This is a genomic window from Isoptericola sp. NPDC057559 (assembly GCF_042801555.1).
Taxonomy (GTDB): Bacteria; Actinomycetota; Actinomycetes; order Actinomycetales; family Cellulomonadaceae; genus Isoptericola.
This window is the reverse complement of sequence record NZ_JBHVFQ010000021.1, coordinates 14,902-28,802: the sequence shown is the minus strand read 5'-3', so window position 1 is coordinate 28,802 and position 13,901 is coordinate 14,902. Positions and strand designations below refer to the sequence as shown.

Annotated in this window: 12 protein-coding genes; 3 read left to right on the top strand and 9 right to left on the bottom strand. The window is 74.7% G+C overall.

What is annotated here, in order from left to right; genetic code table 11:
- Positions 1-91: 91 nt before the first annotated feature.
- Entirely contained in the window at positions 92-766 is a 675-nt protein-coding gene (locus ACFU5J_RS16860; RefSeq protein ID WP_430579501.1) for a phosphatase PAP2 family protein, read from the top strand.
- A 9-nt stretch (positions 767-775) separates the two neighbouring features.
- Positions 776-2,161, top strand: coding sequence for a hypothetical protein (locus tag ACFU5J_RS16855; RefSeq protein WP_430579500.1), 1,386 nt, complete (start codon positions 776-778; stop codon positions 2,159-2,161).
- 43 nt (positions 2,162-2,204) lie between these two features.
- Here the strand turns inward: ACFU5J_RS16855 and ACFU5J_RS16850 are convergent, their stop codons facing one another.
- The 3 genes from ACFU5J_RS16850 to ACFU5J_RS16840 are packed head-to-tail and all read right to left on the bottom strand — an operon-like array spanning position 2,205 to position 5,946.
- On the bottom strand, positions 2,205-3,269 hold the full coding sequence (locus tag ACFU5J_RS16850) for a glycosyltransferase family 4 protein (RefSeq protein ID WP_430579499.1): 1,065 nt from the start codon (positions 3,267-3,269) through the stop codon (positions 2,205-2,207).
- Positions 3,270-3,277: 8 nt separating this feature from the next.
- Positions 3,278-4,336, bottom strand: coding sequence for a glycoside hydrolase family 99-like domain-containing protein (locus tag ACFU5J_RS16845; RefSeq protein ID WP_430579498.1), 1,059 nt, complete (start codon positions 4,334-4,336; stop codon positions 3,278-3,280).
- Positions 4,337-4,359: 23 nt separating this feature from the next.
- Positions 4,360-5,946, bottom strand: coding sequence for a lipopolysaccharide biosynthesis protein (locus ACFU5J_RS16840; RefSeq protein ID WP_430579497.1), 1,587 nt, complete (start codon positions 5,944-5,946; stop codon positions 4,360-4,362).
- 168 nt (positions 5,947-6,114) lie between these two features.
- Here ACFU5J_RS16840 and ACFU5J_RS16835 point away from each other — a divergent pair, with 168 nt between their 5' ends.
- Positions 6,115-7,311: a glycosyltransferase family 4 protein gene (locus ACFU5J_RS16835; protein ID WP_430579496.1), complete on the top strand. Its 1,197-nt coding sequence runs from the start codon at positions 6,115-6,117 to the stop codon at positions 7,309-7,311.
- Positions 7,312-7,318: 7 nt separating this feature from the next.
- Here the strand turns inward: ACFU5J_RS16835 and ACFU5J_RS16830 are convergent, their stop codons facing one another.
- The 6 genes from ACFU5J_RS16830 to ACFU5J_RS16805 are packed head-to-tail and all read right to left on the bottom strand — an operon-like array spanning position 7,319 to position 13,777.
- Positions 7,319-8,797 (bottom strand): DUF4038 domain-containing protein, encoded by a 1,479-nt coding sequence (locus ACFU5J_RS16830; protein WP_430579495.1) that lies wholly within the window; start codon positions 8,795-8,797, stop codon positions 7,319-7,321.
- Positions 8,790-9,659, bottom strand: coding sequence for a glycosyltransferase family 2 protein (locus tag ACFU5J_RS16825; protein ID WP_430579494.1), 870 nt, complete (start codon positions 9,657-9,659; stop codon positions 8,790-8,792). The genes ACFU5J_RS16830 and ACFU5J_RS16825 overlap by 8 nt, the downstream gene beginning before the upstream one ends.
- Positions 9,659-10,306, bottom strand: a complete 648-nt coding sequence (locus ACFU5J_RS16820) for a PIG-L deacetylase family protein (RefSeq protein ID WP_430579493.1) — start codon at positions 10,304-10,306, stop codon at positions 9,659-9,661. Before ACFU5J_RS16820 ends, ACFU5J_RS16825 begins: the two co-directional genes overlap by 1 nt.
- Complete coding sequence (locus ACFU5J_RS16815; RefSeq protein WP_430579492.1) at positions 10,303-11,511, bottom strand: polysaccharide pyruvyl transferase family protein; 1,209 nt, start codon at positions 11,509-11,511, stop codon at positions 10,303-10,305. Before ACFU5J_RS16815 ends, ACFU5J_RS16820 begins: the two co-directional genes overlap by 4 nt.
- Positions 11,511-12,359 carry a sugar phosphate nucleotidyltransferase gene (locus ACFU5J_RS16810; RefSeq protein WP_430579491.1) on the bottom strand — a complete coding sequence of 283 codons (849 nt, stop codon included), beginning with the start codon at positions 12,357-12,359 and terminating at the stop codon, positions 11,511-11,513. Before ACFU5J_RS16810 ends, ACFU5J_RS16815 begins: the two co-directional genes overlap by 1 nt.
- On the bottom strand, positions 12,356-13,777 hold the full coding sequence (locus ACFU5J_RS16805; RefSeq protein WP_430579490.1) for a glutamate-1-semialdehyde 2,1-aminomutase: 1,422 nt from the start codon (positions 13,775-13,777) through the stop codon (positions 12,356-12,358). The genes ACFU5J_RS16810 and ACFU5J_RS16805 overlap by 4 nt, the downstream gene beginning before the upstream one ends.
- Between the last annotated feature and the right edge of the window lie 124 nt (positions 13,778-13,901).

The following is a 13,901-nucleotide window of genomic DNA, read 5'->3' as shown; positions in this document are numbered from 1 at the left end:
GGTGAATCTGCGACGGTGCCGCCTCCGGTCGCCGAACTTCATCCGCCCTCGGACTCGACCGGGCGGCCCGCCGGAGCGAACCATCGAAGGCATGTCACGCCCGGATCGCGGACGGCGCGACCACGCCGTGCGGGCCTCCGTCCTCGCCCTGTGCTTCGCCGTCCTCTACGTCGGCGGGGTGGTCGCCCCGTGGGGCCAGTGGGCCGACGCCGTGCTGTTCAGCCTGCTGACAGGTGCGGGCGCGGGCGTGCGCGGGGTCGCCGGCGTCCTGCGCGAGGGCCTGGTGGTCGTGCTCGGCACCACCGCGGCCGTGGTCGGGCTGCTCGCCCTGCGCGGGCGCCGCCGCGGCGCGGTGGTCGCGTGGGCAGCGGTCGTCGTCGCCTCGGTGACGCTCAGCTCCGTCCTGCGCGACATGGTGCTGACCCGGCCGGCCCACGACGAGGTCTTCGGCTACGCCTACAACACGTTCCCGAGCACGCACGTGACCGTGACGACGACGCTCGGGCTGGCCGTCGTGGCCCTGTGGCCCTCCCGCGACGGGTATGCGCGGGTCGTGGTGCGGGAGGCCGTGCTCGTCGCCGTCGTCCTCGCGTGCCTGGTCAACGTCGTGACGTTCGCCCACCGCCCCGCGGACGTGCTCGGTGCGCTCCTCCTCGCCGGGTGCCTGGCGTCCGTGGCCGGCACGATCCACCCGGCCGGCGTTTCACCCCTGCCCCCCGGCAAGTTCACCCAGGTCACGCCCCTGCCCGCGCCACGTGCGGCATAGCGTCGCCGTATGACGACACGACGACGCCGTGCCGCACGGCTCCTGGCCCCCGCTCTCGCGCTGACCGCGGGCTCGATCGCGCCGGCGGCCGCCGACGCCGCGGAACCCGCCTCGCGCACGTCGTCGCATGCCGTCACCTGGACCTGCACCGGAGAGCCGTGCCCGTGGGGCGGCTCCACGTCGGGCAACGCCGCGGTGTGGCCGGAGGGCTCCGGCGCGCTGTCGGAGCGGTACGGGTACACGACGTCGGGGGCCATCTATCTGCCCGGCGACGCCGCCGAGGGCGCGACGATCACCGTGCTCGAGGGCTCCGCGGGTGTCTGGGCCGGCCCGCTCGACAGCCCGCACCGGTCCCTCCGCTCGCTGTCCGCCGGCGACTCGTTCACGGTGGGCGACCTGGCCGCCGGTGAGGTGCTCTCCCTCCAGAACGACGACGGCGGGTTCGCGTACACCTTCGACCCGGCCGACGAGACGGCGCCGGAACCGACGCCGACCCCGACGCCGACGCCCACACCGACGCCGACGCCCACACCGACGCCCACCGGCGACGCCGGCGCCGCGTCGCGCACCGTCACGTGGAACTGCACCGGCGACCCGTGCCCGTGGGGGCAGTCGACGTCGGGCAACGCCGTCGCCTGGCCCGAGACCTCCGGCGCCCTCACCCAGCGCCACGGGTACACCACCACCGAGGCCGTCTACCTGCCCGCCGCCGCGGCCAACGGCGACACCATCGCCGTCGTCACCGGCTCCGCGACCCTCTACGCCGGCACCCCCACCGGGGCCCACCGCGCCCTCGCCCGACTGTCCGCCGGCGAACAGCACACCGTCACCGGCCTCGCGTCCGGAGAGGTCCTCTCCGTCCAGAACGACGACGCCTCCTTCACCTACCTCCACACCCCCGGCGACGCCACCACACCCGACCCCGAGCCCACGCCTACGCCTACGCCCACACCGACGCCCACGCTGCCGGGCGACGCGGTCGTCATGGAGTCGACCCTGGCGCTCTGGCACTGCGACGCGTACGAGACGTGCGCCGACGACGGCTGGACGCCCTGGGTAGGCGGGGCCCTCGCGTGGCCCGAGGAGGTGGCCTACTCCACGAACGCACGCGAGGGCTCGAACTCGCGCACGGTCCGCGATCTCGACGGCGGCACGATCCACCCGTACATGGGGGCCTGGGCGAACGGCTGCCAGATCTACGTCCTCGAAGGAGACGTGCTCGTCATCGAATGGGAGCGCGGCACCGACACCTGGCGGCCCACGTACCTCTCCCCCGGCGACGTCTACACGATCGAGCTGGTGGGCGACGAGGACGGCGCGATGATCGAGACGCCGGACACGCCGACGTCGTTCAAGGTCGCGCTGACCGGCTGCACCCCGCAGCCCCTGCCGTGACGAGGGCGACCGGTCGGACGACGCCTCCGACCCCGGTGTGGGGTCAGGCCTCGCCGCGGTACAGCGCCTCGTAGCGGTCGACGACCGCGTCCAGCGTGAACTCCTGGACCTGCTCGAGGGCCGACCGGGCGAGCGCGTCCCGGCGGGGGTCGTCGGCGAGCAGCTCGGCCAGGGCCGTCCCGACACCCTCCAGCGGGGTCACGACCGCGGTGCGGCCGCCGTCGGTCACGTACATCGCCCCGGGGTTGGGCGTCGCGACCACGGGGAGCCCGGACGCCATCGCCTCGACGTACGGGATGCCGAAGCCCTCGTAGTCGCTCGGCAGGCAGAACGCCCACGCCTGCTGGAACGCGAGCGCCAGCTCGTCGTCCGACAGCCTGCCCAGCTCGCGGACCCCGGGGCCGGCGTCGTCGGGCACGTCCCGGCTGACCATCCACAGCTCCGCGTCGGGGTGCTTCGGCAGCACGGTCTCCTGGAACTGGCGCGCCAGCTCCGCGCCGCGCTTGCGGCCGCGCCAGTACCCGACGAAGAGCACCACCGGATGGTCGGCGCGGCGCGACGGGTCGGGGCGGAAGCGCCGCACGTCGGTGCCGCAGGGGACGACGTCACGCACCCACGGGTACCAGCGGCGCGTCTCGGGCGAGATGACGACGGTGTGGTCGGCGACCAGCGACGCGAGCACCTCGGACAGGCCGAGGAGCACCATCCGTGCCTTCTCCTTGACGCCCTTGATGGTGCGCGCCTCCTCGAAGCACGACCCGGCGAGGGTCCGCACGTGCCGGGGCACGCGCCGGCGCCACAGCCAGTAGTCGTCGCCCCACGCGTGCAGCACGTCGAATGAGGAGAGGTCCACGCGGCGCAGCGCGAGCGCGAACCGGAAGGTGCGGAGCGAGCCCGTCATGCGCACGTGCCGGTGGCCGTACACCGCCCCCGCCACCGGCGGGCAGTCGCTCAGGACGGTGACGTCGTGGCCCCGGCGCGCGAGCTCGGTGGCGAGCTCGTGCACCTGGTAGCCGATGCCCTGCTTGCTGGTGCTGGGCAGGTAGTAGGAGATGATCGCGACCCGCAGCGGCCGCGCGTCGACGTCCGGTCGCGTGCCCCGTCCCACGCCCGGGGTCATCGCAGGCCGTCCCGCAGCGCCTCGAGCCAGCCGCGGCCGTGCCGCAGGTCGGGCTCGAGGTGGTTGCCCTCCGCCCACTCGTTCCACGACTTGACCCACAGCAGGCGCTCGTCGGCCGGGCGGTGCGCGACGGAGGCGACCGCCTGCCGCACGTTCTCGCCGAACTTCTCCGGGGTCGCGCCGTGCAGCACCACGCCCCCGCGTCCGGAGCGCGGCGTGTTGTCCCAGTTGGGGTACACGCACGGCTGGACCAGGTCGCCGGTGCGGTTCTGCCCCGCCCAGTCCGTGGAGTAGGGGAAGACCTCGGGCCCGCCGGCCAGCCGGCGCAGGGCGCGCATCCGCAGCATCTCCGCGCGGGACGTCCCGGCCGGCATCCGCATGTACACGCCGGTGTCGAACCCGTCCTCCTTGACCCGGTCGTAGCGCGGTCCGCCGCCGAGGAGGTCGCTCATCTCGGCCACGAGGTACAGGCCCTCCAGACCCGCCCTGCGGGCGAGCCCCTGCCAGAGGTCGACGAAGACGGCGGCGTCGGGCAGCTCCTCCGGGCGGAAGACGTAGAAGACGGGCCGCCCGCCGACGCGCAGGTAGCGCGGGTCGCGGAACGCCGGCAGGACGGCCTCGAAGTGGGCGGTGTAGTCCTCGACGCCCGGGTAGTGCTGCTGGACGAGGATGCGGTCGGCCTCGCCGTGCCAGATGCCGCTCCAGGTCTGGTTGGCCCACGCCAGGCAGAACGACACGTCGGGCGCCCCGGAGGCGAGCACCTCCGCGAACGGGCGCTCCAGGATCCGCCGCCCGTTGCCGAACCAGTAGTGCCAGTACGCGAACGCCTCCACCCCGTACTGCGCGGCCAGCTCCGACTGCGCCGCCCGTGCCTCGGACAGCCGCAGGTCGTAGAACCCGAGGTCCGCGGGCACCAACGGCTGGCGGTGCCCAGGGTAGAGGCGCCGGGCGCGTGCCACGTTGGTCCACTCGGTGAACCCCGGACCCCACCACGCGTCGTTCTCCGGGATCGGGTGGAACTGCGGCAGGTAGAACGCGACAGCTCTGGCTTCCATCCCCTCGCCCCTCTCGTTCGAGCTCATGCCCGGCTCGCGGAGACGACCCGGAGCATCGGTGCGGCGACCCGCCGCAGCCGTGCCGGCACGGACCGGGTGACGGCCTCGGCGTCCGCGGGGGTGAGCCCGGTCCGGGCGAGCCGCACCGTCCCCACGAAGAGCCCGAGCCCGAGCACGCCGGCGAGCACCGCCGACGGCACCGGCGGCGCCCCGATGCGGTCGATCCCCCACCAGGTCACCACCGACACCGCGGCGCCCAGCAGGAACGGCAGCACCGTGCCGAGGGTGCGCCCCGCCGACAGCCCCAGCGACCGCACCTCGAGGGTGAGCAGGCCGGCGAACAGGACCACGGCCGCCGTCGCGTTCCCGAGCACGGCGGCCCACACCCCGAGCGGACGGACCAGAGCCACCGTGAGCCCGACGTCGACGACCAGGCACGCCAGGTTCATCCACAGCAGCCAGGTGCCCTTGAGACGTGCCATGAGGAACGCCTTCAGCGGGCCCGCCATCACCAGGAGCCCCCCGGCGATGCTCAGGACGACGAGCACGGGCGGCACCGACGCGAACTCGGGACCGTAGATCGTGGGCACCAGCAGCGCGAACGCTGGCGTCGCGGCGGCGACGACCGCGGCCGTCGCGGTCGACGACGCACGCAGCGTCCGCCCCAGCGCGCGGCCCACCGCCTCGACGTCGACCTCGCGGAGCCCGGAGATCGCCGGGACCAGCGGGCCCAGCAGCGACTGCGCCGGCGCGAAGAGGTGGACGCCGAGGCCGATCGCCAGGGCGAACACGCCGGCCGCCTCCGGCTCGGACAGCCACGTCAGCACCATGACCTCGCTGCGCGACGAGACGAACGCCTCGACCATGCCCGCCGCGCCCGCAGGGAGCGCGAACGCCCAGAAGCCGGGCGGGAACCGCCGCAGCCGCGGCCTCAGCAGCACACGCCGGTACATCGGTGCGACGAAGAAGAGGTAGGCCACCGCGCCCACGCCGGTGGCGACGAGTCGCACCGCCCAGATCGAGTCGGCGGTGCCCACCGTGGTGGCGGCGACCACGACCATGACCTGGGCGACGAGGTTGACCATCATGGCCGACTGCGCGTTCTGCTTCGTCTTGTTCTCGATCGCGAGCGCGTCGCCCGCTCCCGAGAAGGTCAGCGGCACCAGGACGCCGAAGACGAGCGCGACCCCCGTCAGCACCGGGTCCGCGTCGATCAGCAGCAGGACCGCCGTGGTGACCACGGGGACGCCGACCAGCATCTTGTAGCCCTGGGCGGCCGAAAGCATGTGCTTGACCTCGTCGTAGCGCCCGGCCGCGTGCGCCTTCGACCCGAACTGGACCAGGCCGGTCCCCACCCCGAGGTCGATCATGGTGAGGACGAGGGCGAGAACCGTCGAGAGGTAGGCGAGCCGCCCGTAGTCGACGACGCCGAGCACCCGGGCGATGACGATGTTGACGACGAAGGCCAGCGGGAGCATCACCGCCACGTGGACCAGGGTCCAGAGCGCCCCGCTGATGGCCCTGTCCTGCAGCTCCGCGCGCGACATGACCGGGGGCGCCCCCTCGTCGGGGAGCGTCGCCGGCGGCGCGGACCGCTCCTCGGTGCTCACCGGGCACCCCGAGCGACCGCCTGGCGGTTCGGGAGGACTGCACGACCTGTCACACCGGACATCGTTTCCGAGGACCGCACGCATTCCGAGGGCCGGAGCCGTTTTTCAGCCGGGCGCGGGCACGTTTCACCCCCGGTGCGAAGGACCGCCCCGCCTAGGCTCGGCACCATGGCCGTCGGAGTCGGGACGGGGAGCCACCTCCACGTCATCACCCCCGGGGATCACTTCTCCCCCGCGACCGGGAGCGCCCTCCCGACGGTCGTCCACGGGCTCGCGGGCGCCACGCCGGCCGGCGCACCCCGGTCGGTCGTCGTCGTCGCGCGCGGGACGTACGCGGACCGCTACCCGAGCGCGGACGTCGTGGAGTACACGGCCGTGGCGCCCCGCCGCACCGACCGATACCGCGACGCCGTCTCCGCGCGCGTCGGCCTTCCCCGCGCGGCCACCCGCCGGGCCCTCGCCGCCACCCTGGCGGACCAGTGGCGCTGGCCGCCGTCCGTCGTCCTCGGCCACAACCTGCCGCAGCTGGTCCCCCTGGTGGACGGCAGGCGCCACGCCGCGGTGCTGTACGCCCACAACGAGCTGCTGCGGACCTACTCCGTACGGGAGGCCGGCAGGGTGCTCGACGGCGCCGGGGCGCTCGTCTGCGTGAGCGACTTCGTCGCCGACCGGACCGCCGACCGGCTGCCGGCCCGCCTGCGCGGCCGGGTCCGGGTGGTGCGCAACGCCGTGGACACCACCCTCTTCCGGCCGGCCGACGGCGTGCCCCCGACGGAGGGGCCGCTGCGCGTCGTGTTCGTCGGTCGCACGGTGGCGGACAAGGGACCTGACGTCCTGGTGGACGCCCTCGTCAGGCTGCGGCGGACGGACGTCGTCGCCACGCTCGTCGGCACGCCGCACTTCGCGCCCGGCGCACCCCTGACCCGGTACGAGCGGGAGCTGCGGGCCGCGGCGGCACCGCTGGGCGACTCCGTCCGGTGGCTCCCCTTCCAGCCGCGGGCCGAGGTCGCGGCCCTCATGCGTGCGGCCGACGTGGTCGTGGTGCCCTCCCGGTGGGCGGAGCCCTTCGCCCTCACCGTCCTCGAGGGCATGGCCTCCGGAGCAGCCGTCGTCGCCGCGCGCGTCGGCGGCATCCCCGAGGCGGCCGGCGGCGCCGGCCTGATCGTCCCGCCCGACTCCCCCGGCGCGCTCGCCGAGGCGTTGGAGGGGCTCGCCGACGACCGGGCGCTCCTCGCCGAGGTCCGGGCGCGCGGCCTGCGGCACGCGCGCGCGAACGACTGGAGCACGGCACGGCGCCGCCTCGACCGCGCGCTGTGGGACCTCGGGCTCACGTCCGCGGCACCGGCGGGGACCTCCTTCCGCTGAGCGCGGCTCAGCCGGGCGCGACCACGAGCAACCAGTCCTCGCCACCGTCCGCGTTCCGGCCGGGGGTGCGCAGGTGCGCACGGAGCCCCACCGCCTGCTTCGCACCCGTCGCCGGGTCGACCCAGCGCGCCGACGAGCCGGCCGCCAGGGCCCCGGTGTCCAGCCCGATCTCGCGTGCCGTCGGCACGTAGACGACGGCGTAGCGTCCGTCGGCGGTGGCGGCAGCGGTCAGGACGTCGCTCTGCAGCACGTCACCGCTGCCCGCGCTCGCCGAGCCACGCCCGGAGACCACGAGCGAGTCACCGGCGACGGGGTCCAGCCGCCACCACGGCAGTGCCTCGATCACGTCCCGGACCACCCCCACCTGGCGGAGCCCCGGGGTGTCCAGGCGCGAGCTCCACCCGTCGAGGAACTCCCAGTCGTCGCTCCCGTAGAAGTCACCGGCCGCACCCGAGGTCAGCGCCCACGCGACCTGCCGGCGAAGCGTCTCGTTCGTCGTCGGCGGCCCACCGTCGTTGTTCTCCCGCTCGTAGTTCGCCTCGCCCAGCAACGCCGGCAGGGCGGGCCGGTGGTCGTAGGCCTGCCGGACCGCGACCGACGTCGGCTGGTACGTGTAGACGAAGTTGAAGTCGACCTTGCCGGCCCAGAACGGGTTCTCCGTCGAGACGGACCGGGGGTAGCCGAGCTGGATGGAGAACGGCCGCTGGTCGCCGACGGCGCGCAGCCCGGCACGGACCTGGGCGAAGCAGTGGTCCACGTCGCTGCCGGCGGCAAGGTCGTCCGTGGCCGGGAAGTAGTCGCCACCGGTCATCCACATGACGTTGGGGAGGTCGGCCGCCCACGTCGCCACCCGCTCGCCGTACGCGCGGCACTCGTCGAGCGCCGCCGGGACGAACGCGTGCCCGACGGTCCAGCCGTCCACGGGATAGAGGAAGACGGTGATCCCGCGGTCGGCCGCGGCGGCGAGGACCTGGTGCGCGCGGTCCCAGTACTCCGGCTGCCACCGCAGCACGTCACCACCCACGAAGGGCAGGACTCCGTCGGCGGTCGCGCCGTCGTCCGACGGCCCCCCGTTCACCCTGGCGCCCAGCAGCGACACGATGATCGCGTTGACCCCGTGCCCCGCGCGGTCGTCGAGGTAGGCCTCCGCGTCCGCGGGCGCGACGTCGACGAGCAACGACCACGGCGAGTCACCACGCACCAGGATCGGGCGCCCGTCCTCGTCCTCGAAGTACCGGCCGTCGTCGGACACCCTCGCGACGAACGGGCCCTCGCCCCGCGCCTGCGTCGCGGGTCGGGTCTGCGGCAGCTCGGCGGGCCGAGGCCCGTGCGTGTCCGGGATCTGCATCGCCTGGCCCTGGTGCTCCCGCTCCCACCACCACCGGCCCGCCGCGACCCCGGCGAGCCCGACGACCAGGACCAGCGCGGCAGCGGCCACCCAGCGGCCGCGGCGCCCACGCCGCCCGGGGGCGCGGCCCTCAGGCATGGACTCCGGCCGCGGTCGCCACGTCCCGCGCCATCGCCCGCCAGCGCGGCAGCACCCAGGCGGGCGCGACCGTCCCCCAGCACCGCGCCTTCTCCCGCCACGGCAGGTCGGTCGTGGCGACGGCGCGGTAGAGCTCGAGGTTCAGCCTCGTCTGGGGGAAGGCGAACCGCACGCGCGCCGAGGGAGCGTGCCACTTGACCTGTTCGTGCCCCTGCAGCGAGAGCTGCTCCGGGACGCGCCGCTGGAGGAACGCCTGGTCTCCGACGACGACGGCGGGGCCCTGGCAGAGCAGCTCGGTGAGGAGCACGATGTCGTCGCCCACCATCGGCAGCAGGGGCCTGGCGCGGTCCAGGGCCGAGCGTCGGACCACGCCGTACATGACGTGCGAGGCCTGGGACCGGTAGAGGTTCCGCACGCGTTCGTGCGCCGTCCCCGCGTCCAGGCCGAGCGCCGTGTCCCGGAGGTCCTCGAACACCACCCCCGCCCCGTCGATCAGGCGGGCCCGCGTCGTGGCCAGGACGGCCTCCGGGTGCGCGTCGAGGCCCTTGAGGCACGCGGAGGCGAACGACGGGAGCTTGACGTCGTCGACCGCCATCCAGCTGAAGAGCGGCGCCGAGGACCGCGCGAGCACCTCGCGGTAGTTCCAGGTGCCGCCGCGGTTCGTCGGTGACCGGTGGTACCGCACCCGGGGGTCGGCGGCCGCCGCCGCACGGCAGATCTCCTCGGTCCCGTCGGTCGAGCCGTTGTCGGAGACGACGACCTCGATGTCCTCGAGGTCCTGGTCGAGCAACGACTCCAGTGCGGTCGGGAGGAACCTCTCCCCGTCGTGCACGGGCAGGCCGAAGGACAGCGCCGGCGGCATCAGGAGCCCCTCCCCGTGGCGAGCACGCTCTTGGCCACGACGAACGCCTCCGCGTAGCGGCTGCGGCACTCCATGCCGCGCAGCCTCATGAGGCCGAGGAAGACCTCACGGTCCCACCAGTCGTGCGCCTTCTGCGACGGGTAGCAGGCGTCGAGCAGCTCCGTCTTGCGCTGCGCCAGGTCGTCGTCCACCGGCACGTAGGTGGACGGACGGCCCATGTCGCCGTCCCACTTCGGGATCTCGTAGTGGAGCACGAGCGCGTCGCGCCAGACGGTCGGCGCCATCGTCCCGACGAGGCGGTGGTCCTGGTGGGCGTCGTCCGTCCGGGGTGCCAGGACCACCTGGGGTGCGGGGTGCCGCTCCGCGTGCTCGTGGAGGGCTGCCCGCACGTCCCCCCACCGCTCCGGCAGCCGACCGTCGGGCAGGCCGGCGAACGCGCTCGTGGCACCGGGGACGAAGGCCTGCGACGCCTGTCGCGCCTCGTCCTCGCGGCCCGGGTCGCCCGTCAGGGTGAGGAAGGCCGCGTCGACGGACCCGCGCTCCGCCAGCGCGAGGAGCGTGCCGCCGCAGCCGATCTCGACGTCGTCCGGGTGGGCGGCGAGGCACACCACCTGGAGCCGGCCGTCGGGGAGCGAGAGGGGGATCATCGCGCGGCCTCCGACCGTTCGCGGCCCGGTCCCGCGACCGGGTCCGGGGCGGACGCCCGGAGCATCCCGCGGAGCGCCTCCGCCTGCGCGGCGAGCACGCGGACCGCGTCGTCCAGCGCGGGCCCGGTGTCCGGGGGGCCGGATCGCACCAGGCCGAGCACCTGGTCCGCGACGGCGTCCGGGTCGAAGTCGTCGATCGCGTGCACGTGGTCCCCCTGACCGAACTGCTCCAGGAGCCGGCCCTGCTTCGCGCCGTACCCGAGCGAGACGACGGGGATGCGCAGGCGCACCGCCTCCACGAGGTTGTGGTACCGGGCGGCGACGACCACGCGCGAGCCCGCGAGCGCCCGCGACACGTCCTCCAGCGACCGCGCGTCCGAGAGGCCGACGCGGCCCGGGCCTCCCGCGGAGGCACGGGCGACGACCTCGCGGGCCGTCGGCGCGTCGGGCAGCGCACCGCCGACGACGACCACGTCGACGCCCGCCGCGGCCACCTGGTCCACCAACCGGAGCACTCGCCCGACGTAGGCCTCCCGGTCCGCGGCGGCCTCGGCCGTCCCGATGCCGCGGTAGTCGATCACGCCCACGGCCACCCGCGCGGTCCCGGCCGGCGGAGCGGCAGGGGCCGGCGTGCCGAGGACCAGATCGGGCACGACGTCGAGCTGTCGCCGCACGCCGAGGCGCCGGGCGGCACGTGCCGACCCCTCGTCCCGCACGGACAGGACCGTCGCGGCGTCGAGCGTCCACCGGAACAGTCGTGTCGTGACGGGGTGGAAGGCCGCGTCGACGCCGACAGACAGGACGGCGAGCGGCCGCCGCAGGGCACGCGCCGCGAGGGCGTACCAGAAGAGGGTCAGCGGGACGCCGCCCGGGGCGATCGCCAGCCCCTCGAAGATCCCGGTGCCGGGGACGACCACGACGTCGAGGGCCCGCACGGTCCGCCAGGCGTGCCGCGCGTCGCGCAGCTTTCCGAGGACCGCGAGCGCACCGCCGCGGCGGCCGGCCGGGTCGTGCAGCGGGACGGCCTCGACGCCGTGCTCGGCCCTCACCACCGCGCACCGGTCCGCCACCACGACGGGGACGACCCCCGGCTCGGACCGCACCACCTCGAGGACGGCCGCGAGCGAGGCCTCGTTGCCGAAGTTGTGGACGCCGAACTCGCCGAGCAGCCCCGCGCGGACGGTCCCGTCGACCCCGCGCGGCATCAGACGGCTCGCGGGAGCGGCGACACGTCGCCCACGTCGACCTCCGGCACCCGGCGGGCGGCGGGACGGCCGGCGCGGTCCCACACCGCCCACGGCCGGTCGCCCACGCGGTTCATCTCCTCCAGCGCGGACCGCTCCTTGAGCGTGTCCATCGGGGCCCAGAACCCGGTGTGCGGGTGCACGCGGAACCGGCCGTCGCGGGCGGCGCGGACGCAGGCGTCCATGACGAGGTCCTCGCCCTCGTTCAGGTAGTCGAAGATGCCCTGGCGCAGCACGAAGTAGCCGCCGTTGATGCACATGGTCATGTCGGCCACGGGCTCCAGGTCGCGCATGGTGCCGTCCGGGTCGTAGCGCACCACGTGGAACGAGTCCTGCGGCGGCACGGCCATCAGCGAGCCGACGGCGTCCGTGGCCAGGAAGTCGTCGACGATCCTGTCCATCGGCGCGTCGGTGAGCACGTCCCCGTAGTTGGCGAGGAAGACCTCGTCGTCGTCGAGGTAGCGGCGCACCCGGCGCAGGCGCTCGCCGATCGCGGTGTCCATGCCGGTGTCGACGAAGGTGATGCGCCACTCGCTGATGTCGCTGCTCAGCAGCTCGACCTGCTCGCCGCCCTTGGTGAGGACGAAGTCGTTGGAGTGCGTCTCCTGGTAGGTCAGGAAGTAGTCCTTCACGGCGTTCGCGCCGTACCCGAGAGCGAGGACGAACTCCGTGTGCCCGAAGTGCGCGTAGTACTTCATGATGTGCCACAGGACGGGCCGCGAGCCGATCGGCATCATCGGCTTGGGCAGCGAGTCCGGGCCGGAGCGCATCCGCATCCCCAGCCCGCCGCAGAACAGCACGACCTTCATGACGCACCTCCCGGCGTCGAACCTTCGTCCTCGTGGCGCACCCGGCGGGGCGCGGCCCTGTCCCGCAGCGCGGGCGCCACCGGGCGCCCGGCGACGAACCCGTCCGTGGAGCCCGCGTCGAGCGCGGCGGCGTAGACCGGCAGCGCCCCCGCGACCGCCTCGACCGTGCGGTCGACGTCCACGTCGGTGTGCGCGGCGGAGATGACGAACGACTGCGCGAGCACGCCGCGGCGCAGCAGCTCGGCGAGGAACAGCGTGCGGTACGCCTGCGACGGCCTCCCGCCGGGGTCGAGCGTGCCGAAGACCAGGCACGCCGGGTGCCCCGAGACCGTGACCCGGCCCGTGAGGCCCGCGGCGTCGACCACCTCCTGCACGCCCGCGCGCAGCCGCTCGCCCTGCGTGGCGAGGACGGCGGGGACGTCCCGCGCCGCGTACTCCTGGTGCACGGCCAGCCACGCGGCCAGGCCCGCCGTCTCCGCGCCGTGGGTGGTGGAGAGCAGGAAGACGCGGCGCTCGTCGGTCGCGAGGCCGCCGAGCTCCATGAGCTCGCGCCGGCCCGCGAGCGCCGAGACGGCGAACCCGTTGCCGAGCGCCTTGCCCCACGTCGACAGGTCCGGCACCACGCCGTACACCGACTGCGCGCCGCCGGCCGACCACCGCATCCCGGTGATGATCTCGTCGAAGACCAGGACGACGCCCTCGCGGTCGCACAGGGCGCGCAGCCCCTCGAGGTAGCCCGGTGGCGGGCTCGCGTGCGCCGTCGCGGCCTCCAGCACGAGCGCGGCCACGCGGCCCGGGTGCAGGGCCAGCAGCGCCTCGGCCGCGGCCAGGTCCCCGTACGGGAAGCTCACGGTGAGGTCGGCGACGGCCGTCGGGATGCCCGCGTCCATCGGCGTCGTGCCGATGAACCAGTCGTCCGTGGAGAAGAAGGGTTGGTCGGCGCACACGGCCACCAGGTCGCGGCCCGTGGCCGCGCGGGCCAGCCGCACCGCCGCGGTGGTGACGTCGGAGCCGTTCTTCGCGAACTTCACCATGTCGGCGCCGGACACCTGGGCGCAGAACGCCTCGGCGGCGTCGAGCTCCCACGTGCTGGGCCGCGAGAAGCTCACGCCGTCCGCGATCGCCCCCGCGACGGCGTCGACCACCGGCCGGAACCCGTGGCCGAGGGTGACGGAGCGCAGCCCCATGCCGTACTCGACGTACTCGTTCCCGTCCACGTCCCAGACGTGCGCGCCCGCACCCCGCGCCAGCACGGGCGCCATGCCCTCCGGGTACTGGTCCGCGCCGCGCGCGTACGTGTGCGCGCCGCCGGGCACCAGCCGGTGCAGGCGCGCCTGGGCCGCCGTCGAGCGGTCGAACGACGGGCCCGCGACGGCCGCGCCGCGAGGCCGCGGCGTGTGCTGCGCCAGCTGCGTCATGGTGTCCCCCAGCGAGGCGGATCGGGCGGTGGGTCGTGGAGCCTGGTGGGGCCGGCAGGGGCCGGCCCCGCCGCCAGTCTGCGGCGCCGTACCAGACGGTTGAAGGGGCCGCGGGCCTTTTCAT

Excerpts from the sequence above, each read along its gene's own strand:
- ACFU5J_RS16805 (WP_430579490.1), bottom strand. The coding sequence starts at position 13,777 with ATGACGCAGCTGGCGCAGCACACGCCGCGGCCTCGCGGCGCGGCCGTC.
- ACFU5J_RS16855 (WP_430579500.1), top strand. The coding sequence starts at position 776 with ATGACGACACGACGACGCCGTGCCGCACGGCTCCTGGCCCCCGCTCTC.
- ACFU5J_RS16810 (WP_430579491.1), bottom strand. The coding sequence starts at position 12,359 with ATGAAGGTCGTGCTGTTCTGCGGCGGGCTGGGGATGCGGATGCGCTCC.
- ACFU5J_RS16830 (WP_430579495.1), bottom strand. The coding sequence starts at position 8,797 with ATGCCTGAGGGCCGCGCCCCCGGGCGGCGTGGGCGCCGCGGCCGCTGG.
- ACFU5J_RS16820 (WP_430579493.1), bottom strand. The coding sequence starts at position 10,306 with ATGATCCCCCTCTCGCTCCCCGACGGCCGGCTCCAGGTGGTGTGCCTC.
- ACFU5J_RS16825 (WP_430579494.1), bottom strand. The coding sequence starts at position 9,659 with ATGCCGCCGGCGCTGTCCTTCGGCCTGCCCGTGCACGACGGGGAGAGG.
- ACFU5J_RS16815 (WP_430579492.1), bottom strand. The coding sequence starts at position 11,511 with ATGCCGCGCGGGGTCGACGGGACCGTCCGCGCGGGGCTGCTCGGCGAG.
- ACFU5J_RS16845 (WP_430579498.1), bottom strand. The coding sequence starts at position 4,336 with ATGGAAGCCAGAGCTGTCGCGTTCTACCTGCCGCAGTTCCACCCGATC.
- ACFU5J_RS16860 (WP_430579501.1), top strand. The coding sequence starts at position 92 with ATGTCACGCCCGGATCGCGGACGGCGCGACCACGCCGTGCGGGCCTCC.
- ACFU5J_RS16835 (WP_430579496.1), top strand. The coding sequence starts at position 6,115 with ATGGCCGTCGGAGTCGGGACGGGGAGCCACCTCCACGTCATCACCCCC.